The organism is Rhizobacter sp. OV335 (assembly GCF_900142965.1).
In the GTDB taxonomy this organism is placed as follows: Bacteria; Pseudomonadota; Gammaproteobacteria; order Burkholderiales; family Burkholderiaceae_C; genus Rhizobacter.
In genome coordinates, this window is the sequence record NZ_FRCQ01000016.1 from 87,046 (window position 1) to 106,144 (window position 19,099).

The 19,099-nt window shown below is 64.1% G+C and carries 18 protein-coding genes; 10 read left to right on the plus strand and 8 right to left on the minus strand.

Going from position 1 to position 19,099, the window contains the following annotated elements:
• Positions 1-44 precede the first annotated feature (44 nt).
• From BUE42_RS17610 to BUE42_RS17640, 8 genes are all read left to right on the plus strand, one after another.
• Positions 45-581 carry an ECF-type sigma factor gene (locus BUE42_RS17610; protein ID WP_073466550.1) on the plus strand — a complete coding sequence of 179 codons (537 nt, stop codon included), beginning with the start codon at positions 45-47 and terminating at the stop codon, positions 579-581.
• Positions 582-3,353, plus strand: coding sequence for a serine/threonine-protein kinase (locus BUE42_RS17615; protein ID WP_073466551.1), 2,772 nt, complete (start codon positions 582-584; stop codon positions 3,351-3,353).
• Between the two features lie 130 nt (positions 3,354-3,483).
• Positions 3,484-3,636, plus strand: a complete 153-nt coding sequence (locus BUE42_RS33050) for a hypothetical protein (RefSeq protein ID WP_159445444.1) — start codon at positions 3,484-3,486, stop codon at positions 3,634-3,636.
• A gap of 599 nt (positions 3,637-4,235) precedes the next feature.
• Positions 4,236-4,601 (plus strand): DNA-binding protein, encoded by a 366-nt coding sequence (locus BUE42_RS17620; protein WP_235002417.1) that lies wholly within the window; start codon positions 4,236-4,238, stop codon positions 4,599-4,601.
• 380 nt (positions 4,602-4,981) lie between these two features.
• Positions 4,982-5,641, plus strand: a complete 660-nt coding sequence (locus BUE42_RS17625; protein ID WP_073466555.1) for a hypothetical protein — start codon at positions 4,982-4,984, stop codon at positions 5,639-5,641.
• Positions 5,616-7,700, plus strand: a complete 2,085-nt coding sequence (locus tag BUE42_RS17630; protein ID WP_159445445.1) for a Mu transposase C-terminal domain-containing protein — start codon at positions 5,616-5,618, stop codon at positions 7,698-7,700. The genes BUE42_RS17625 and BUE42_RS17630 overlap by 26 nt, the downstream gene beginning before the upstream one ends.
• Before the next feature lie 21 nt (positions 7,701-7,721).
• Positions 7,722-8,723 carry an ATP-binding protein gene (locus BUE42_RS17635; protein ID WP_083614229.1) on the plus strand — a complete coding sequence of 334 codons (1,002 nt, stop codon included), beginning with the start codon at positions 7,722-7,724 and terminating at the stop codon, positions 8,721-8,723.
• A 743-nt stretch (positions 8,724-9,466) separates the two neighbouring features.
• A complete protein-coding gene (locus BUE42_RS17640; protein ID WP_073466560.1) occupies positions 9,467-10,045 on the plus strand; it encodes a hypothetical protein in 579 nt (192 codons plus the stop codon).
• A 321-nt stretch (positions 10,046-10,366) separates the two neighbouring features.
• Here the strand turns inward: BUE42_RS17640 and BUE42_RS17645 are convergent, their stop codons facing one another.
• The 4 genes from BUE42_RS17645 to BUE42_RS17660 all read right to left on the minus strand — a co-directional run bounded on the left by BUE42_RS17645 (position 10,367) and on the right by BUE42_RS17660 (position 13,077).
• The gene (locus tag BUE42_RS17645) at positions 10,367-11,410 is read right to left on the minus strand and encodes an HAD domain-containing protein (RefSeq protein WP_073466562.1); all 1,044 of its coding nucleotides are present in this window, start codon (positions 11,408-11,410) and stop codon (positions 10,367-10,369) included.
• Entirely contained in the window at positions 11,407-11,676 is a 270-nt protein-coding gene (locus tag BUE42_RS17650; RefSeq protein ID WP_073466563.1) for a hypothetical protein, read from the minus strand. Before BUE42_RS17650 ends, BUE42_RS17645 begins: the two co-directional genes overlap by 4 nt.
• Positions 11,673-12,476 (minus strand): metallophosphoesterase family protein, encoded by an 804-nt coding sequence (locus BUE42_RS17655; protein ID WP_073466565.1) that lies wholly within the window; start codon positions 12,474-12,476, stop codon positions 11,673-11,675. The genes BUE42_RS17650 and BUE42_RS17655 overlap by 4 nt, the downstream gene beginning before the upstream one ends.
• 235 nt (positions 12,477-12,711) lie before the next feature.
• A complete protein-coding gene (locus BUE42_RS17660) occupies positions 12,712-13,077 on the minus strand; it encodes a hypothetical protein (RefSeq protein ID WP_143171571.1) in 366 nt (121 codons plus the stop codon).
• A gap of 274 nt (positions 13,078-13,351) precedes the next feature.
• On the opposite strand from BUE42_RS17660, the gene BUE42_RS17665 reads away from it, so the two are divergent.
• A complete protein-coding gene (locus tag BUE42_RS17665; protein WP_073466568.1) occupies positions 13,352-13,687 on the plus strand; it encodes a helix-turn-helix domain-containing protein in 336 nt (111 codons plus the stop codon).
• A 249-nt stretch (positions 13,688-13,936) separates the two neighbouring features.
• Here BUE42_RS17665 and BUE42_RS17670 read toward each other — a convergent pair whose 3' ends face one another.
• Positions 13,937-14,242, minus strand: coding sequence for a helix-turn-helix domain-containing protein (locus tag BUE42_RS17670; RefSeq protein ID WP_073466570.1), 306 nt, complete (start codon positions 14,240-14,242; stop codon positions 13,937-13,939).
• Between the two features lie 120 nt (positions 14,243-14,362).
• Here BUE42_RS17670 and BUE42_RS17675 point away from each other — a divergent pair, with 120 nt between their 5' ends.
• Positions 14,363-15,013 carry a hypothetical protein gene (locus BUE42_RS17675; protein WP_143171572.1) on the plus strand — a complete coding sequence of 217 codons (651 nt, stop codon included), beginning with the start codon at positions 14,363-14,365 and terminating at the stop codon, positions 15,011-15,013.
• Positions 15,014-15,329: 316 nt separating this feature from the next.
• Here the strand turns inward: BUE42_RS17675 and BUE42_RS17680 are convergent, their stop codons facing one another.
• The 3 genes from BUE42_RS17680 to BUE42_RS17690 all read right to left on the minus strand — a co-directional run bounded on the left by BUE42_RS17680 (position 15,330) and on the right by BUE42_RS17690 (position 19,007).
• Positions 15,330-16,280 (minus strand): ParB/RepB/Spo0J family partition protein, encoded by a 951-nt coding sequence (locus BUE42_RS17680; protein WP_073466574.1) that lies wholly within the window; start codon positions 16,278-16,280, stop codon positions 15,330-15,332.
• Positions 16,277-18,172, minus strand: coding sequence for a recombinase family protein (locus BUE42_RS17685; RefSeq protein ID WP_073466576.1), 1,896 nt, complete (start codon positions 18,170-18,172; stop codon positions 16,277-16,279). Before BUE42_RS17685 ends, BUE42_RS17680 begins: the two co-directional genes overlap by 4 nt.
• Before the next feature lie 124 nt (positions 18,173-18,296).
• The gene (locus tag BUE42_RS17690; protein WP_073466579.1) at positions 18,297-19,007 is read right to left on the minus strand and encodes a hypothetical protein; all 711 of its coding nucleotides are present in this window, start codon (positions 19,005-19,007) and stop codon (positions 18,297-18,299) included.
• Positions 19,008-19,099: the final 92 nt, after the last annotated feature.

Sequence of the window (19,099 nt, forward strand, 5' to 3'; positions counted from 1 at the left end):
AGTTTTAGGATGAGCCCGCCGCGCTGACTCAGCACAATCGGTGCATGAGCGACGCCACGAACATCCTTTCCGCGCCCGCGCAGGACCAGCAGTTCCATGCGCTGTACGCCGAGTTGCACCGGCTGGCGCGCCGCGAGTCGCGCCGCTACGGCGATGCGCAGGGCATGGGCCCGACCACGCTGCTGCACGAGACCTACCTGCAGATGTCGCAGCGCCGGTCGCTGGTGTTTCCCGATCCGCAGCACTTCATGGCCTACGCGTCGCGGACCATGCGCGGCCTGGTCATCGACCGCCTGCGGGCCGGCCAGGCGCAGCGGCGGGGCGGTGCCTTCAGCATCACCTCGCTGGACACCCAGACCGCCGAGGCGGTGCAGGATCCCGACACGCTCGACAACATCAGCCGCGTGCTCGACGAGCTGGCGCAGCTCGAGCCCGAACTGGCCCAGGTGGTGGACCTGAAGTTCTTCTGCGGCTTCACGATGGCCGAGATCGCCGGGCAGCTGGGCCTGTCCGAACGCACCGTGCACCGCCAATGGGAAAAGGCGCGCGGGCTGCTGTACCTGCGCCTGAAGGAAGATTAGGTGGAATTGCCCGACCAGGCGCGCTGGCAGCGCCTGAGCGCCTGCCTCGACGAACTGATGGACCTGCAGGACGGTCCGCGGGCCGAGCGCCTGCGCGCGATGCGCCGCGAGGACGCGCTGTTCGCGACCGAGCTCGAAACGCTGCTGGCCGCCAGCGACCGCTCAGGCGCCCTGCGCTTTCTGACGGGCACGGCTAGCGGCCCTGCCCGTGACGTGCCGCCGCCGCTGAAGGGCCAGCGCATCGGTGGCTATGCGCTGCTCGAGCCGCTCGGCCAGGGCGGCTCTGGCAGCGTGTGGCGGGCACGCAGCCTGCATGGAGGCCAGGGCGAGGTGGCGGTCAAGCTGCTGCACCTGTCGCTGCTCGGACGCAGCGGTGCGCAGCGCTTCCAGCGCGAAGGCGAGATCCTGCGGCGCCTGTCGCACCCTTGCATCACGCAGCTGTCAGCCACGGGGGTAACCGAGTTGGGCCAGCCCTACCTGGTGCTGGGCTTGGTCGAGGGCGAGCGCATCGACACCTATTGCGACCGGCTGCGGCTGGACGTCGAGCAACGCCTGGCCTTGTTCGGTCAGGTCCTGTCGGCCGTCGCCTACGCGCACAGCCACCTGGTGATCCACCGCGACATCAAACCCACCAACGTGCTGGTCACCCGCGAAGGCGAGGTGAGGCTGCTCGATTTCGGCATCGCCAAACTGATCGACGAAGCCGATGCCAGCGCGTCGACGGCCACGCCGCTCACGCACGAGGGCGCCCATCCGATGACCCCCGAGTTCGCTGCGCCCGAGCAGATGCGCGGCGACGCGGTGACCACAGCGACCGACGTCTACGCGCTGGGCGTGCTGCTGTACTGGTTGCTGACCGGCCGGCATCCCATGGTCACCGGGCACGCCACGGCACAGCAGGTGCTGCAGGCGGTGCTACATGACGAACCGGCGCCGCTGACCGCCACCGAATACCACGGCGGCGGCGACGCGGCCCTGGCCGCTGCCCTGCAGCGCGGCACGACGCCAGCCGGCCTGAAACGCCAGCTGTCGGGCGACTTGCAGAACATCGTCGCACGGGCGCTGCAGAAGGATCCAGCGCGCCGCTACGCCACGCCAGAAGCACTGCACCAGGACCTGCAGCGCTTCCTGGCGCACCAACCGGTCAGTGCCCGGCCGGACTCGTTCGCCTACCGCTGCGGCAAATTCGTGCGGCGCCACCAGCGCTACGTGGCCTTGTCCGCGGCCCTGGTGCTGAGCCTGGTTGCGGGCCTCGCGGGCACGGTCACGCAGGCCTGGCGCGTCCACGAGCAGGCACGGCAGGCTCGCATCGAGCGCGACCATGCGCTGCAGGACCTTGCCTTCGCGTCGGCGGCGCAGGAACTGCTGACCTTCGTCGTCAGCCAGAGCAGCGAGCAGGCCTTGACGGCCGCCCAACTGCTCGAACGCGCCGAGGCCATGGCCGACCGGCAGTTCGCCGGCGATGCGTTGACGCGCGGGCGGCTGCAGCTCGCGCTCGGCGTGGAGTACGCCAACGTGCGCGACATGGCGCGCTACAAGGCATTGCTGCTGAAGGCCCAGGCGTCCGCCCGCATTGCCGGCAACGTGCCGCTGCTGGCGAATGCCGACTGCCTGCTGGGCCGCGTGGTCGGCGAGCAAGGCGAGCCCGAGCGTGCGATGGGCCTGCTCGGCGAGGCCCTACGGCGCATACGGGCGATGCCAACTCCCGACACTGGCGCGGTGATCGACTGCCTGCACGCGCGGGCCGACCTCGAGCTGGTGCTGGACCGGCCGCAAGCCGCGCTGGCGGATGCGCAAGCCGCGCTGGCCTTGCTGCCGGCGCCGCGGCCCGACCAGCGGGCCGTCCTCAACACGCTGCGCATCTCGATCGGCGAGGCTTACGGCAGGCTCGGGCAGATGGCCGACGCCGTCGCCGCCTACGAAAACGCGCTGGCCGACATGGCTGCGCTGGGTCTACAGCAGACGCCCCGCACCGCCGTGCGCTACAACAACCTGGGCCGCATGCTGAACCTTGCCGGCCGACCGCGGCCGGCGCTGGCCGCGCTGGAACAGGGGTTGCTCATCGCGCGCGGGGTGTCGCCGCAGAGCGAGCTGTTGAGCATCCTCGAAGGGCACCGGGTGCGCTCGCTGATCGAATTGGGCCGCCACGACGAGGCGCAGGCCGTCACCGAGCAGGCGCTTGCCGCCGCGGTCCAGCGCCAGGACGTGCTGCGAGAGGGCACGCTGGCGCTGTACGGTGCGCCCGCCTGGTGCGAGAGGGGGGAGCTCACGCGCTGTGCAGCGATGCTGGCGCGGGCCCGCGACCGGCTCGGCTCGGTGCTCAAGCCGGCGCATGCCACCTGGGGTGTGGTCGACTGCGTGGCGGCGCAGTTGTCGCAGGCCTCCGGGCAATGGGCGCTGGCAGGCGCGCAGCTGCGGCACGCCGTGGCGGTGTTCGATGCTGCGGCCGACGGCAACCCGCTGCGCATCCGTGCGCTGGCCCGGCTGGCCGACGTGGAGCGCCATGACGGGGACTTGCCCCAGGCGTCGCGCCATGCCGAGCAGGCTGTCGCCCAGGCGCGCGAGGCCGCGAAGGGTTTCGCCAGCACGCAGTGGCTGGGCATCGCACTCGGTGCACTGGCCCAGGTGCGGCTGGCACAAGGGCAGGGCAATCAGGCGCGCGCGATGCGGGAGGAAGCGGCGGTGCAGTTGGCAGGCGCGCTTGGGCTGAACGCGGCCGAGGTGTCTGCCGGATACAGCGGTCTTCGAGATCGATCGCAACCAAGTCGTTGATTCAAGGTTTACCTCTGGCGCTGGTCAACATCAGCCCCGGAAGAAGCCCATGGGAATCACATCGACGGCCCATCCTTCAGAAGACCATCCGAGTGACGCCTTGAGTCGGCTCACACGGATCTCTAAGCCGATGATCAGCACGACCTCGGTCTACCTGCTCACGGACAAGGCGCGCCGAGCCCGCCAGATGCTCAACACCCGCCAAATTCTTCATGACCTGGCCGATTCGGTGACCGACGTGCTGACTGCTTCAGTCGCAGCCCGAGACTGCATGCATGATTAAGCTGACTCGCTCGAAGCGCCAGCAGTCCAACTTCACTTGAAGGCAAGGCCGCCCATCCAGGGAGGACTGCATTTCCTCCGGCCGGGATGCCTCCGGAGCGAGCTGGCGTCCTGGTCAGCCAGCTGCCGCGCGGGTGATGGATGCCGGAAGTTGGAATGATCCAGCCGGCGCATCGCTAAGTCGTTGATTCATGCGGGCCCAGACTCGCGAAAGACATCGTCCAACTGCCAGTGCCTCGCAGACGCTCTGATCCGTGGGGAGCGTGTTGCAGACGCTGTGATCAACAGGCCGCCATACGGCAGAAGGAATGCTCCTTCGGCAGCCAGCGCGTAGAAGACTTGTTCCATACGCAGCCAGCGTCTGGATGCCGTTCCTCCGGCTGCACTGCATTGAAGGTGCGCCCGTGTTCGCGCCACCTGCGACCGGTCGATCTCTCGGCCGCAGACAGCGACCCATGGCGGTCGGATCGAGCCACCGCTCGCCCAACGCTGGCCAATCACCCGCCAGATACTGTTCCGGCAGGCTACAGCATATTGAATATCTTATACACGGCTCACCAGTTCCGTGTATTTCTACGACGCTCATATTAGCCGACCGACTTGCAGTCCGGCAAATACCAATGGAAAACTGCTTCGGATTGCCTGAAACTCGGCGACTCGTGCGGATTTAACTGGTTTGGATGGTTTCTCGCTCCTTCCGCACGTATTGGGAAGTTGATGGCGACGTCCGCTGAAAAGCGAGAAGAGATCAAGCGGTGGTTCGAGGACAACGGGGTGTCCTTGACGGATTGGGCCGCCGAGCGCGGCTTCAAGCGAAACCAGGTGTACGACGTCCTCAATGGCCGCGCCGCGGGTCGCCGGGGCATGGCTCACCACATCGCCGTGGCGCTAGGCCTCAAGCCCGGCGCGGGCACGCCAGATCCCACGACCCCGGCTTCCAAGCCGGATCCGGATCTGGACAGCTAGTAGGGGAGCGGGACAACCGCCAGTTCAACGAAGCAGCGCCACGCGGCGCAGAAAGGTACCTATGGTCTGACCAAGCAGCTGCATTTCCGCCTCATAGCGGCCCAGAGGAGGGGGTCGTACGCCAATACGACACTCCCTCTTAGGCACAGAGCTTCAGATTAGGAACCTGAGCTTTAAGTGTCGACGGCAATAACTCCTTTTGTCAAGGGGGTTGGTGCTGGACTGGGCCGTCCCTTTCATTTGGGACTGGCTGAGCCAGGCCCAGTTTGACGCTTAAGGACAAACATGAACCGAAAACCCGTCTGCCCGGCTCGGGCAGAGTTTTCACGCGCCCGGTCGCACCAGACCGGCCAGCACATGGCGCAGGAGGGACCCTCGTCATGACACTCCGCCATTACGACCGCTACGGGGGCCGCAAGGGCCGCTACAAGCTGGGCTTCAAGCGCATCCTGGAGCTCTTCGATCCCTGGGAGCACAGGACGCTGCAGTTCCGCGATGAATGGTCGCAAGACCTCTGGCTGCTGCGGCGCTCCGATCTCACCGTCAAGAGCATCGTGGTCGACCCGAAGCCGCTGGAGTACCTGAGCCTCGGCATCCGTCGCCGCGGCGTGGCCGACCTGGCCATCGAAGTGCCCCGCGGGACGGTCTACGAGGCCCTCGGCCGTGGGCCTGACGCGTCCGACGCCGAGTGCCACGCCGAACTCCACCGCGCTGCGGAACTTCATGGCGTGCGCAGCAGCGTTGTGCCACTCGCGGAGCTTCGGGGCCGCTCGAACCTGATCCAGAACATGGAGCATGTGCGCCAGGTCCTCGTGATGTGGCACGACCGCGACCTCAGCGCGGTCCAGCACGGCGTGCTTGATGCGTTGAAGGGCGGCGCGCTCACGCGGGTCGCTCTGCGCGCCGAGCTGTCCGAACAGGCGGGCGAGGCCGCGGTCCAGGGGCTGGATGCCGCGATCTTCCGGCTCCATTTCTCGCGGCAGGTCCGCGTTGATCTTGACGGGAGGTACGACGATGACTGCGTCATCCATCGCCTCTAGTCGGGCACTCGGTCTGCGCCTGCCGGTGGATATCACCACCTGGGCCACGGTTGAAGAGAGCGACATCAAGGCCGCGAAGGACCGGGCGAAGTACAAGCGGCGTCGAGACGCGGTGAGCGTCTACGGCAACACCCAAAGCTTGAAGGAGGCCGCGCGCATCGTCGGGACCAGCGAGCGCAACTTCCGACGACTCTGGGGCCGTTGCTGCGCGCTGGCACCTGACGGTCGGCCGTGGGGCTTCCGAGCGTTGGTCCCCAACAAGGTCACTAGAAAGGTCAGCCGCAAGGAGCTGTTGCGATCCCTGAAGGGCGTCGCGACCAAGGGCTTCCCCGGATCGTTCGAGAAGCTGCTGATCGACTTCCCGTCCATCCGCACGGAGCTCGTCGCGGCGCTGGGCCGCCTCGGTCCCGAGGCCCACCGGCCCGTCACGATGAAGGGCCGGCAACTCCAGCTGCAGTTCGAGCGGCTGTGCTTCGAGGCGGGGCTGACCCAGGACGACTACCCGTTCAACACGCGGGAGCGGTGCCGCCGCTCGCTGCCGGAGTGGGTCAAGCGTGTCTACCTCCCACAATACGCCTTCGCCTACGTGAAAGGTGAGCATGGGCAGGACGCGGCCACGGGTTTCGACTTCCAGAAAGAGGGTGACGCGCGGCGGGCTCCCGCAAAGGCGTGGGACGAGTGGCAGCTCGACGAGGTCAAGATCGACGTGTACGCGAGGTATGAATTCCTCAGCCCGGACCTTGTGCCGATCAGCCTGGAGCTCCCGCGCATCGTGGCCGTGGTCCTCAAGGACACCGGAAGCGGTGCCGTCCCGGCCTGGAAGCTGGTGATCGGCCGCGAGGTCAATGTCGGCGACCTGCTCGAAGTGCTTTGGACAGCGGTCTCAGGGCCGCCCAAGGTGCAGCCGAGCGTCCCCGGCAGTGACTACCAGGACGGGGCGGGCTACCCATCCGTCGTGCTCGAAGGTCTCCGATGGGCCTGGCCGCGGGTGCTTCCCCTCGACAACGCGCTCGCCCACTTGGCCAATGACCTGCGCAACGCGGTGGAGAAGATCGGCGGCAGCAAGGTCCTCCTCGGAAAGCCGAAGACGCCGCTCGCGCGTGCGGAGATCGAGTCCGAGTTCAGCGCACTGGCGCGCAAGGTGCTGCACCAACTGCCGGGCACGACCGGTAGCGGCCCGACCGATCCGAGGCGCAAGAAGGCGGCTACGCCGCTGGAGGGGCTCATCCGCGTCGAGGATCTGGAGCACACGCTCGATGTGTACTTCGCCAATCGCAACGGACTCCCTCACGCGGCATCCAACTACGTCGCGCCGCTCGAGCGGCTTCGCCACAACCTCGAACGCGGCCTGCTGAGCGTCGCGGTGCTGCCGCCCGACAGGCGACACGCCCACGTCTTCGGCTTGCGGCGCGAAGTCACGGTGCGCGCGGACTTGCGCAAGGGGCGTCCCCCGTTCGTCAACTTCATGAAACTCCGCTATCGCGGCCCGGCGTTGACCCCCTTCACCGGGTACGTCGGCAAGCGGCTGGTCGTGCGCGCGAGCCCGATGGACCTGCGCACCATCGTGCTCTACGACGAGCAGGGCTGCGAACTCGGGGTGCTGCGGGCGGAGGGGAAGTGGGGCGCCTTGCCGCACGACCTGCGCATTCGTCGGCTGTTTCTTAAGCTGCGCCGCGAGAACAGCTTGGGCAAGCAGGCGGAGGACGACCCCCTGAGGGCGCTCTTCGCGCACCTGAACAAGGGCGCGCAGCGCGATGCGACGCAGGCCGGCCAACTGGCCTACCTGATGCGCTATCTGCGGGGGTATAGCGGCGAGCTCAGCCCCAGCCTGCTCAGCGACATCGGGGCACGCGTCCACCTCGAGAAGGCGGCCAACGACATTTCGGAAGTGGCCTTGCTCCCGCCGCCCGAGGGTCGGACGCCATCGGTGCCGAAGCTGCTCGCGCCCGCGCCCAACCCGCAGCCGCCTACCCCGAAGTCCCCGCAGCAGCCGGCGGCGCAAACCATCACCTCCGCACGTCCTGTTTACGTGCTGGCCCAAAAACGTGTGCGGCGCTGATGCCGCGAAGGAACCAACATCATGAACCAGTCTGAAACCCTGACCCCCGAGCGCCCCGACGTTCAATCAGCCGCGGCCGAACTTGTTTCGGAAGTGTTCGATTCCGACATCCTCGGGGATACCGATGTCTGGACTCCGGCCATCGACCGGCTCATCTCTTCGGTATCCCGATGGATCCGCATGGACAGCCCTGGGGCTGCTGTGTACGGCCCGCAGCGCACCGGCAAGACGCACGCGTGCCAGTTCTTGCAGGCGGCGCTTCCCACCTTATTCGGCAGCACGATCACCGTATTGCTGCTGACGCTTGGGGGTGGCGTCAAGAGCGAGCGCGCGTTCCTGCAGCACGTGATGGCGAACGTGAAGTGCAAATCCTACTTGTCGCGCGATGACGAGGTGCTTCGCGACCGGCTTGGAGAACACCTGTACGACACCGCGATCGCCAACGGATCCAAGCGCATCGTGCTGGTCTGGGATGAGGCGCAGAAGCTCACCGAACCGCAGTACGGGTGGCTCATCAGCCTGTTCAACGAGCTCGAGCATCGCAAGCTCCGACCCTTCTTCCTGCTGGTGGGGCAACCTGAGCTGCGGGACGTCTCGCAGGCGTTCCGCTCTATCGGTTCGCAGCACGTGATCGGCCGATTCTTCAGCAACCAGGTTGAGTTTGCCGGCATAGAGGACTCCGAACTTCGAGAGGTACTGCGCGCCCTCGACACCGAGGACGCCGATGGCGCGGGCCCGCGGCGCTACATGCCCACGCAATACGCCGAAGGCTTCGAGCTGGAATCGCTTGCCGAACCGCTCGCTCAGGCGCTGGATGTGCTGCGCAATCGCCATCAGTTGGTTCAAGGGGTGCGTCTGCCGATGCAGTACCTGCGCTCGGCCGTGCTGGTCGCGCTCATGAAGATCATGCACGGGGAGGTCGACCATCGCAATGTCAGTTCCGCAACCATGCTCGACTGCCTGAAGGAGACCGGTTTCCTCAACGTCGTGGTGGTCTACGCTGAACTGATGTCGGAACTCTGATGCTGTCCGACCGACGTTCGCCTCCGCCGTCAGTTCCACTCAGGCACCAGTGGCGACCGTCGGACTGGCCCAATGCATCTCTCTACTGCCTTGTGGCCAGGGCAGTCCATCTGAACCCCGCGATATCAGGTGGACTGTCCACCTTGTATGACTTGACGACCAGGAAATCAGAGCCTCTACGGTGCATGAAGGGGCAGGGGAGTTCCCTCGTGCGCCATCTCCTGGAGCAGGAAGTCGACATCGATCATCGGTTGGGGAAAGACTTCAACGGCGGCTATGGGCGAGAGATGCCCGTAGTGGACGAACTCCGATACTGCCCGGTGTGTGTGCGCATGGGCTATCACTCGACCCTGTTCCAGTATCTGGGGCTGTCAAGTTGTCCCGAGCACAAGTGCTTACTGCAGGTTGGGTGTGCGGCATGCGCTTATAAGGTGGTGCCGACACTTGCGAACACGGTGGCCGACCCGTTTGCGTGTCCCAGATGCAGGAAGTCCTTTGTGAGTTCTGTTGCCGCAGCGTGCGACGGTGGAACGCTCAAGACACTGGACCAAAGGCTGGGAAGCATGCGGTTCTGGCTGAGCAAGCCTGTTGAGTGCAAGAGTCCGCGTAAACCCCTGACAACTTCTAGGTCCGCGGAAGCCGCCAAAGCGGCCCGCCGCTTTACGAGCTGGCACGGAGGGCATGTTTGGGGCGATTTCCGAGAGGATCGTCGGCTCGAGGGCCCCACCCCTTCTTGGTCGCAGATGGACGACCAGGCAACTGAGGCAGGAACCTGTGCCGCGCTCAATGCGTTGCAAAGGCTCTTTCAGGACTGCTCGGAGTTCTCGCGCGAGGCGGACGCGCTTCGATGGCGTGTCGGGAATTCCGATTCCGGTGTGCGCCTTGAGGGTCGAGCTTCGGCCATAGCCGCCGCGCTGTGCAAGACCTGTCACGTTCTGAGGGTGGGCGGGCACCTCATGAACTCGGACATTCCTTTGCGGTCTTCTGACGCCCTGGAGAAGCTAGCCTCATGGATCAACGAGGACGTCACAAAGGTCTCGCCTGCAGCGTTTGCGCGATTGCGCGAGCTTGAGGTCCTTGGGCTATTTGCAATTCATCTAGTTGAGGCGGTGAAGGCGCGGCACCTCAAGGACTTCAGTTGGCGGCCCAGGAGGCCTGAGGTTAGCTTCATCGCTGCGTGGTGCAGGCAGCACGATGCCGATGGCGCGCTGTTCCTGCGTATCCGCCCGCGCATCGACGAGGTCGGAGTCGCCCGGCTGATCAGGCGATACCGCACGCACTGCATGGCATTTGAGGATGACGACGCCGTGGCAAAAGCCTAGTAGCGCTTGCGGCGTAAACAATCCGACAAGAGTTGGTGACTGACCATGGATTGGCTCACGACCCACCGCTTTCTTCCCTTTCAGTTTGCCGCCGAAGGTGCTGCTTGTTCTTGCCCATTGAACCGCTTTGCGCTCAAAGCCATGGATGGCCACGCAGCGGACCGCAAACTCGCTCCAAAACTTCCGGGCCGAGCCCGGGTCGTTCTGTATTTCCAAGTGCTCCCGACCAGTCGCTGAGATGGAGCATTGCGGCTGATCCATTGGCCGGATCGTCCGACACATGGGTCAACGCTTGCAACTGAATCCATCGCCTCGGTCCAATCAAAGTCCCTCGCTTGCCGCCAGCGCCAAGATCCTCTGCACCGACTCGCCCTGTTCAAGCGCCGATCGCGGCGCGCGTCCCTCTAGTGCGCCGAGTGGCGTCTCCAGCCATGCCAACATCGCTGGGCCGTTTCCCTGCAGAGCTCGCGCCAACTGCTCGACAACATGCCGAGCGGCAGGCTCAAACTGCCACCGGGGATACCGTAAACCGAGTACCGAGTGGCGCAAAGCGATGACTCGGGGAGTCCTCATCGTCGCGAAGCGGCGCAACTGCGCCGTCGTCATGCGGGCCAGGGCCGCCGCTTCCTCCGGGCCCGCCATGTCGGCGCGAAGCGCGCGGACGTCGACATAGTTCGATGGCGTCGACAGCAAGTGACTTTCGAACGCTACCCGAGCAAGGCCACCCGCAGCTTCACCTGTACCGGTCGCGCCGATCTCTGACCGCGTTGCATCGATGCGCGGATCGATCTCCGGCCACTTTGAAGGGGGAGTCTTGATAACTTCATCAGGAAGCGGTCGAAGCATCCGCCGCAGTTCGGGTCGCAGTGGTGTGCCGTTGATCTCGTTGCTGGCGTGACGCTCGGGCTCCTCCCTCTGAAGTTCTTCGAGCCTTTCCCAGGCTCGGTCGAGAACATCCTGCGTCAGGCCGGCGGCCGGGTCGCATACCAGAAGATGGTCACGCGCGTCTGGTGAGAACCGCTCAGATTGATCGTCGATCGCGAGCCAGGCCGAGAAGTTGTGGCCGTGGTCGCGGAGCCAGAGGCGACACTCGGCGGATCGCTCATGTTCGGCGTGTATCCGATCCATGTTTGAAGTGACGCCAACAAGGCGCTCCTTCAGGTCCGGCACGTCATGGAAAAGAAGTTCGCGCAGCTCGGCAAGCTTGTAGACCTCGCGCCAGCTGCTGCTCACCACCAACTGGATGTTTGGATGTGACCAGAGCCAAGCACCCAAGAGCTCGGCGTGCTCGAAGTAGCGGTCGATATCTCCCTGCGTGCGATGCAGCACGCCGTCAAAGTCAACGAAGACAAAGACGGGGTTCACTGTTCACCCTCACACTCGGGGCGAGCTTGGTCGAGTTTTCCAGGCAGAAGGGCCGACCAAGACCCGTTCGGCGTGTCGAGCACACCAAGCATGAGGATGGCCCGCTTGCCGCCGACCGCACTGCGTTTCTTCGCCCAGTGCTTCGAGTTGCGTCCGTGACGGTGGATGTCGACGGCCCGTTCTCCCGCGTCGCAATCTACGCTCCTCGGCCGGGTCGCCCGCACGACGAACTCGAGGTGGGGTTCGCCGAACACGAGGAGCCTCATTCTGATGCCCTCAGTTGTCGCCGACGTGCATCGTCGATCTCGCCCGGCATGACAACCTCCCACCGCCCGTCGGGCCACAGCGCCGAGACGCCACGCAGTCCTACTCCATGGCTTTCGAACTTTTGCTGTACCCAGAATTCAGAGCTGTCCTGGTTGTCGTGATGATGTCCGTGGATTGCATACCGCGCGCCGAGGAACTGTGCCAGCTCGTCGATGGCTCGAAAGCCCGTTCCCTTGCCGCTGAAGTCGCAGTGGTAGGAAGGTGCCTCGTGCGTCACCAGAATGTCCGCCTGCATTTCTGCCAAGGCGTCGTACTCCTCTTCGAAGATGCTGGCCCAGTGCTTGTGGTGCACCTTGGGTGCCGCAGCATCGTACGGGTTGAAGCGGTACTGTCGCGGGGTCACGCGCTCGAGATCTAACCGAGAGTAGTGCGTTGATCGGCCTCCATTCTTGTCTCCGACCTGCGGGTACCACACGTCGCCCCTGAACACGCCGGCGAGGCCGGTCAAGCGTAGGCCTCCTTTCAACGTGACCACGCGTCCGTGGATGTTGTGCGGCTCTGTATTTCGGTTCCAGACGCGGCGAGCCAACGCCTGGCTGTCGGCATCGTGGTTGCCCGCGATGTAGTACCACTCGGTGTCGCTCTGATGCAGCGCAGTCATCTCCTCTTCCAGAGGACGCGAAGGCTCCATGTCCCCGAGAAGAACGACGGTTGCTGCGCGAGTGCGACTCGCGCTCTCAACAACTTGCCGAAACCTGGAGTGCGGATCCCCGCAGAACAAGACGGGCCGCAACGTCATGATTCGCTCCCGAACGGTCGGAACCGTCCCGGTACGGGCGCATGCGAATTGGTTTGGACTGCCAAAATGGGCTGAAGAGCGGTGGGCATGGCGTGGAATTGCTGCGTGGGCGCGAAATGTCGCCCAGCGGCTTGAAAAATCGCGTTGGCTAGAGCGCTTGAAAACGCTCCCTGTGTAGGGCGAGAACCGCGCGCCCGGATCGCTGACGGCCAGCCGCCGCGGGCGACATGCGGCATCACACCCCAATCGTGGCGACGAGACGTCGCTCGCCAACGATCGGCGGTTCGTCGCTGGGAAACGTGCAGTAGAACTGGGTTCCTCCCACGTCCTCCACGATCACGACCGGCTCGTTCGACGGGACCTCGTTCGCAGCCCACACGCTTCGAATGTCGCGAACCGTCCAACCGGTGCCATGAGCATGCGGCACGACCTGCTGCAAAGAGGCGAGCGCGTGCCGTGCTGGTGGCGATGTCTCGCCAGCATGTGCCAGCGCCTGGGCGTCGATCAGATCGATGAGGTCATTCTCCCAGCTGCAGCACACGGAGCGCACGAAGCTGCTCTCGTCTTCCTGGACCAGGAAGGTGATGATGAACCAAGGCATTTGAAGCGAGAGTTCGACTGCCCTGTAGTAGCCCGACCCGGGCGAGCGAAGGAACGGCGGAACGGGGAATTCGAACGATTTGTGACAGACGAACATCGGCTGGTGGGCGTCGCCGGACTGGATCCGGTGGCTTGAGTCTTTTATAAGCGGAAGTATCCGCAGGTCTTCGCGATCTGGCGAGCGCGATGCCGTTTGTACGACTGCGCAGCCCGTGGTTAGATTCCCTTTCGGAATACGCCCGGGATGCGGCTACCGTGGCTGGCGAAGGGTCGTCATGTTCAAGTCTCTAAACAGCCGTCATCAACAAATCTTCCTGGAGCTCCTGCGAAGCAATCGCGAGTCTGTCAGGCTGCGTCAGGCCGACTTGGCGCAGCGGCTCGGCCGTGGCCAAGCAACGGTCAGCAAGGTCGAGAGCGGTGAACGCCGGATCGACGTGATCGAGTTGCGCGCCTGGCTGCGCGCGCTGGAGGTCGATTTCGTTGCCTTCGCCGTCGAACTGGATCGACGTCTGCAGGCTCATCCGGTGTCTGATGGCCGGTTCCGCGGCGCGCGCCGGAAGGATGCCCCTGCGATCTCACAGGGCACCGCACCACCTCGGCGACGAACGTAGATTCGCTTGCCGTGCAGCTTCTGCACGAGAGACGCCAACTGCGGCTCCTCAGGAACCCAAAGGCCGCCAGCACGAAGACCGGCCGGTGGATTTGGTGGGGGGCTGGCGACGAGGCTCGGCCATGTATGTCGGGCCCAGCTGCTGGTGGGAACTCACGACTTGGGACATCGTTCGACCAGCGCCGCAGTTGCCGCCCCTCGGAATGGTCGACGACGTCGGAGGGAAGGGCGTATCCGGCGGTGTATGAACTCAGTCGGGCTTCCTCGTGCGTCGACGGACGCCTCTGGACTGCTGTGCTTTGAGAAGCGCCATGGTCGTAAGCCGCTCATCAAGCTCCTGAGCGAAAACAACGAAGGAAACACCCAGAGCCGCAAGCCATTCATGCAGCTCGATCACGTCGAGGCGGCGAACGCCGCGCTCGCTCTTGCTGATGTCGGTCTGCCGCATGCCGGTTCGCTCGGCCAGCTGGACTTGCGTTACTCCCGAGCGCTCGCGAGCAGAGCGCAGAAGCTCCAGCAACACGTTCTCGGGCGCGATCTTGATGGTTCGAGGCATAGGTCACACGATCGGAGGCGTGGACGATGCATGCGAATCTGGAATATGCGAAATTCGACTAGTATTCGTTGGAAGCGTGTACGCAGAGGCGGACTACGCGCAGGGCAGAAAAGAACTCCGATGGCAGAAAAAACCACGCACACACTCTCGAACGGCCAGGAACTCTGGCTCTGTACCTTCACCGGCGAAGTATTGGATCAGAGCAAGACTTCGACCACGACGGTGTCGCAGCAAGCACCAACCGTCCTCAGCAGCAAGATGGTGATTCCAGGGCGAATCGAGACCACCACGACGTCAGAGCACGAGATGTGGCTGCGCTCCGCTGATGGTCGAGAGCACCCAATCCGCATGTCGGACATCGGCTTGGCTGCGCGTCCAGGACATACCGTCACGGTGCTGTGGGGCAGCACCGCCGGAAACGAGGAGGGGCAGTATTTCGCGGGTCGCAACCACACGACCGAAGAGGTTCGCAGCGATGTGCTTGCGCTGGGCCCAGAACTGCGAAGCTGGCACCTCAATGTCGGCGCCGGCGCGAACTTCCTTCTCTGGGTCTCGGTCACCGCGATCGTTCTGGGGCTCCTCGGATTTGTGCTGACCGGCGGTAGCCTGGAGAATCGCCTGTCCTTGGCATTCGGCGGACTGATTGCCGGGGCCGTTCTTGGGTTCATCGCATGGGCTGTTGTCGGCAGCAATCTGGGGCCGGAGAGAAGGGCTCGCGCGATCGCCGACGAGATCAACCGTCTTGCTGAGCAGCGCTTGCTTGCCGCGTGACGGAATTCGGTTCTTGGGCGACGTGGTGGTCGCAGCCGCCGACCACCAGGGCCAAGCGCCAAGCTGATGTCGCACGGAATGACGTTGGTGATCGAGCCACGGCCATCAGCGGTCTCCTAGTTCGGTTGAGCTTGGTGATCATGCTTGCCCCACCGAAGGGCTTGGTTCGGCGCCAGCGCGAAGCGGATCTGGGCTGCTTCGTCAACAGCTTGGCGGCGACTTGGGCACATCTCCTGGCAACCCAGCTTCCTCCGCAGTTCGCCGGCATCTTGGGACGCGGTGCGTGGACCAATGCGCCCGCGTGCACCGGTTTGATCTACGGCTGCAGCGTTGGCGAAGGGCTCGTAAGCATTACATCGTCGGAGGATGCGTTGAGACCGGCCGGTTCGGAGAACTCTACCAGTCGCTGAAGTTGCTCCGGGCGATGGATTGCTAGCCATCGAACCAGTGACGGGCTGGTAAGGAGCTTGCGGATGTGGGCAGACAGGATGCTTAACTCCATTGTCGCGTTGGCATGATGAGCGGCAAGTCGCCGAGTCTCCGCAGCGGATGCCGCAAACGACCCGCGCAATGCCTTTGCTGTAGCCCGCTCTGCGTCATTCCATGCGAAGCGCGGCTTGCGAACGAACTGCTCCCTTGACGTAGAGCGAACTAGCGCAAGCGCGACCCGCGCGGAGAAGTCTTCAAGATCGAGCATGGCCCTCGCAACTTCGACCTGTCGCTCGGGCACGAGCCTTCTCAGGCAGCGATAGACCCCTTCGGACACAGGCGTTTCGCCGATGATCTGTTGTGCGTCAGCGCAAATCCGATCGAGCATGCCAAGCCGCAGTGTGATGTCGGAAACCTTGATACCGAAGACTTCGGCGAGGTACTGGCCGCCCATCCCGAACTCTGCCGCCCGCGACAGGATCTGCTGTTCTCGCGCGATCGAAGGTACGTTGAAGCGCTCCGCCGGTCTCAGACGCTTGGCTACCGGTTGAAGGCAGATCGCCGACTGTGAACGCAGGAGTTGCAAGGCAGACACTCGAAGCTCTCCGTCCGCAACGAAGAACTGATCGTCGTTCGACTCGCGCATTCCTGGAGGAACGGGTATGACCACTATCGCGGTGAGCTGACCGAACCGCTTGATGGACTGGCGAAGTTGCCGAAGACGACCGCTTCGACGCTCGTCCGGTGCTGTCTGCCCGCGCAACCGCAGCTGCTCCAGTCGAACTGGCGCAGGGAAGCTAACGAAGTTGAGTTGTCGCTCGAAGGTGCGATGGTTCATGCATTCACCTCTGCATGATGACCCCAAGCGCGCAGCACCTCTGGCACGGTGGGAGAAGAACTGCCGGCGATGAGGACGCTGCAGTCCGGATTGTTCAGGAGCTCAAGCAACTCGGACCTGGTGGCTTGAAGGCGAGCCAGAGAGAGCGCGCCCTTCGCATGAAACCGCTGATGTTCCACGAGCTTTCGGCCGTAGAGCTCGAACAGTTCGACAGGCGCCATTCGGAAGGTGGACGTCCGTGCGGGTGGATCCTGATTGCCGGAGGGTGGGTTCATGGAGGGTCTCTGCGCGAATGGTGCAAAGAGCTCGATGCTCGACTGATGTGACGGCCCCCGTGCGTCCACCGGAACGCGTGACATGAGCGCGAAGAACAGGCAGAGGTCTTGGCAGCGATAGACGTCTAGCTCCCGGCTATTCGCCTCGCGCAGCGGCCGCTCGGAGGGTGGACGATCAACGGCAGGAATGACGTAGTAGTCGAAGGGACGCTCGTTGGCTTCGTCGAGCCGCACGTAGATGCTGATGTCCGCAGCATCGGGGTCCGGTTTCTGCAGGCGCCAGCCACGATGTCCGTCGATTTGGCCAGCAGTGAGGATCACGATGGCGACCTGCAGTTCGCCATTCACCACCAGCATGGAGGTCACTTGATCCATCACCGCGAAGCCCCCTGCGGTGTAGATGCCCTTGATGACGGCTCCAACGATCAGGGAATGAAGTTGGCGGGCTCGTCGATTGGCGTCGACGAACTCCATGTCGCGGGCAGGCTCGAAGCCGGCAAGACGGAAAGCATTCTTCAGCGAGCCGAAGTGCTGGACGTAGGTCGTGCGCGAGGGGATCCCATTGCGCGCGGTGAGCATCTCCGATGACAGGCGGGAGCGCTCCGCCAAGAGCTCTCGCAGGGCTGCCACCATTCGCTCATCGTGGTACTGCTGTGACCGTCGGCCGAATACTGCTTGCGCCTGCTGGAATCGTTCGGGCGTGACGAGGGGCTCGAAGGCATTCGGTCGTCGGATCCACGCCTCCGGCGGATTGCGTTTTGCTGGCGTGTGGAGGCGAGATGATCTGCGGTTGTAGAGGATCGTTCCGATGTACTTCTCGTTCGTCAGGACTTGCATCACCGTGTGCCAGGTCCAGGGGCGTCCTTGCTTCCAGAAGACACCACGCTTGTTCATGCGCCTCGCAATCTCTTTGACAGGGAGATCGTCGTCGATGAAGAGCGAGTACATCAGGTTGACCAACTGACGGTGTTCCTCGGATTGCGGAATCAGCACCACGCGATCCGCCTGCAGGTACTTGCGTTGCCCTGGCTGAAGAATGGCCTTCGGCTTTCGAAAGGGGTCGACCAGCTGTCTGCTGAGTCCGAACCCTGGGCGACCGCCTTGGTGAAACCCTTGCTCGATGGAGTAGCAGTGCCCGGCGAAGACTTTCTCCGACAGCTCCCGGCTGTATTCCGCGGCCATGCTGCGCTTCATTGCTACCAGGATGTTGGCAACCATTGAACCGTCATTGGCGAAAGGCTCGGCGCAGTACAAGACGCGCACGCCGTTGCGGCGACAAGCCAGCTCGTAGGAGGCCGCCTCATCGGGATCCTGAAAGCGCCCCCATCTGCTGATGTCGTGAACCAAGACGGCGCGGTATGGGACCGGCGGGTGCTGAACGTCGTGGAGCAGCTGACGCAAACCTGAGCGGTCTCGGATATCGAGCCCACTTTTGCCGAGGTCCTCGTACGAGCACACGACGTTCATCCCGTGCTCGTGGGCGTATCTGGCGATTGCGCGGGACTGGTTGGTGATCGAGTAGCGCTGATGCTCTGTGGACATGCGCACGTAGCGTGCGACGGGGATCAGCTCCGACGCCGCTGCGATCTCGGCGCCGCCGGTGTGCGTGTCGGTCATGATGCACCTCGCGAGCAAGCTCAGGGGCGCAGTATGTGACCGTGACGGAGTCTCGTCCACCAGATGGCCGAGCTGTCACCAGCAATTGGTACTTCGAGCGCTGCGGGCGGCGTTGTTGGCTGGGCTAGTGGAGGGTGGGGTCCGAAGGCAGCAGAGAGACCTCGACCAGAGACGAGGCGTTCGCCGGGCGGTCGGAACCGAATACTGCGTCGAGGACACACTCCTCAACTCCAAACCACACCTGTGCGGCATCGAACTCCGCATTTGACGGCAGCTTCTCTGGAGGAAACCCCTCGGCGTCCCAGCGCTTCAGCTTATGGGCCGAACGGGCAGCGAACGCAGGTGGCAACTCGGCCGCCGCGAACAGCGCGTGAAGGGCGGCGAGGGCGCGCTCGATCTGCTGCGGTGATGCGCCGACTACGCTGAGCAACCAGTTCTGTCGCGGCAGGACAGGTGCTGGACTCTGCCCTTCGGTCATCGGTGGCAGATTCATGCCCATGAGGTGGTCTGCGGCTTGGCTTGCCGGGCGCTCGCTTTGGATCGGGTCGGCCACCGCGGTTTCCCACAGATCCCAAGCATCCATCAAGCTGAGCCTGGGCTCCAGTTCGAACACACGCTCCCAGAAGGCAAGACGCCACTGCCGATCGGAAGCATCCGAATTGATCTGCAATCGAAAATAGCGCTCCGCCCAGGCCTCAGGCGTGCCGGAATCGGTTGCAGCGAAGGAGTCCTCCGCCACCTCCTTCAGCTGCTCGATCGTCGCCTTGGCATCCAGCTTGCTGAGCTCGGCAAACACGCGGTCGACCCAGGCGGCTTTCTTCAGGGCAGTCGACATGATCTTTCCAGTACTGCGGGGGGGTTTGAGGCTCGGACGAACTCTACGACGGGACGAGACGGCTGACGAGAGGGCTTGTCATGGCCAGCCCG

What these genes read in the sequence shown, in the direction of transcription:
- BUE42_RS17610 (WP_073466550.1), top strand. Translation starts at nt 45, where the DNA reads ATGAGCGACGCCACGAACATCCTTTCCGCGCCCGCGCAGGACCAGCAG.
- BUE42_RS33050 (WP_159445444.1), top strand. Translation starts at nt 3,484, where the DNA reads ATGATCAGCACGACCTCGGTCTACCTGCTCACGGACAAGGCGCGCCGA.
- BUE42_RS17625 (WP_073466555.1), top strand. Translation starts at nt 4,982, where the DNA reads ATGACACTCCGCCATTACGACCGCTACGGGGGCCGCAAGGGCCGCTAC.
- BUE42_RS17630 (WP_159445445.1), top strand. Translation starts at nt 5,616, where the DNA reads ATGACTGCGTCATCCATCGCCTCTAGTCGGGCACTCGGTCTGCGCCTG.
- BUE42_RS17635 (WP_083614229.1), top strand. Translation starts at nt 7,722, where the DNA reads ATGAACCAGTCTGAAACCCTGACCCCCGAGCGCCCCGACGTTCAATCA.
- BUE42_RS17640 (WP_073466560.1), top strand. Translation starts at nt 9,467, where the DNA reads ATGGACGACCAGGCAACTGAGGCAGGAACCTGTGCCGCGCTCAATGCG.
- BUE42_RS17650 (WP_073466563.1), bottom strand. Translation starts at nt 11,676, where the DNA reads ATGAGGCTCCTCGTGTTCGGCGAACCCCACCTCGAGTTCGTCGTGCGG.
- BUE42_RS17655 (WP_073466565.1), bottom strand. Translation starts at nt 12,476, where the DNA reads ATGACGTTGCGGCCCGTCTTGTTCTGCGGGGATCCGCACTCCAGGTTT.
- BUE42_RS17660 (WP_143171571.1), bottom strand. Translation starts at nt 13,077, where the DNA reads ATGCCTTGGTTCATCATCACCTTCCTGGTCCAGGAAGACGAGAGCAGC.
- BUE42_RS17665 (WP_073466568.1), top strand. Translation starts at nt 13,352, where the DNA reads ATGTTCAAGTCTCTAAACAGCCGTCATCAACAAATCTTCCTGGAGCTC.
- BUE42_RS17670 (WP_073466570.1), bottom strand. Translation starts at nt 14,242, where the DNA reads ATGCCTCGAACCATCAAGATCGCGCCCGAGAACGTGTTGCTGGAGCTT.
- BUE42_RS17675 (WP_143171572.1), top strand. Translation starts at nt 14,363, where the DNA reads ATGGCAGAAAAAACCACGCACACACTCTCGAACGGCCAGGAACTCTGG.
- BUE42_RS17680 (WP_073466574.1), bottom strand. Translation starts at nt 16,280, where the DNA reads ATGAACCATCGCACCTTCGAGCGACAACTCAACTTCGTTAGCTTCCCT.
- BUE42_RS17685 (WP_073466576.1), bottom strand. Translation starts at nt 18,172, where the DNA reads ATGACCGACACGCACACCGGCGGCGCCGAGATCGCAGCGGCGTCGGAG.
- BUE42_RS17690 (WP_073466579.1), bottom strand. Translation starts at nt 19,007, where the DNA reads ATGTCGACTGCCCTGAAGAAAGCCGCCTGGGTCGACCGCGTGTTTGCC.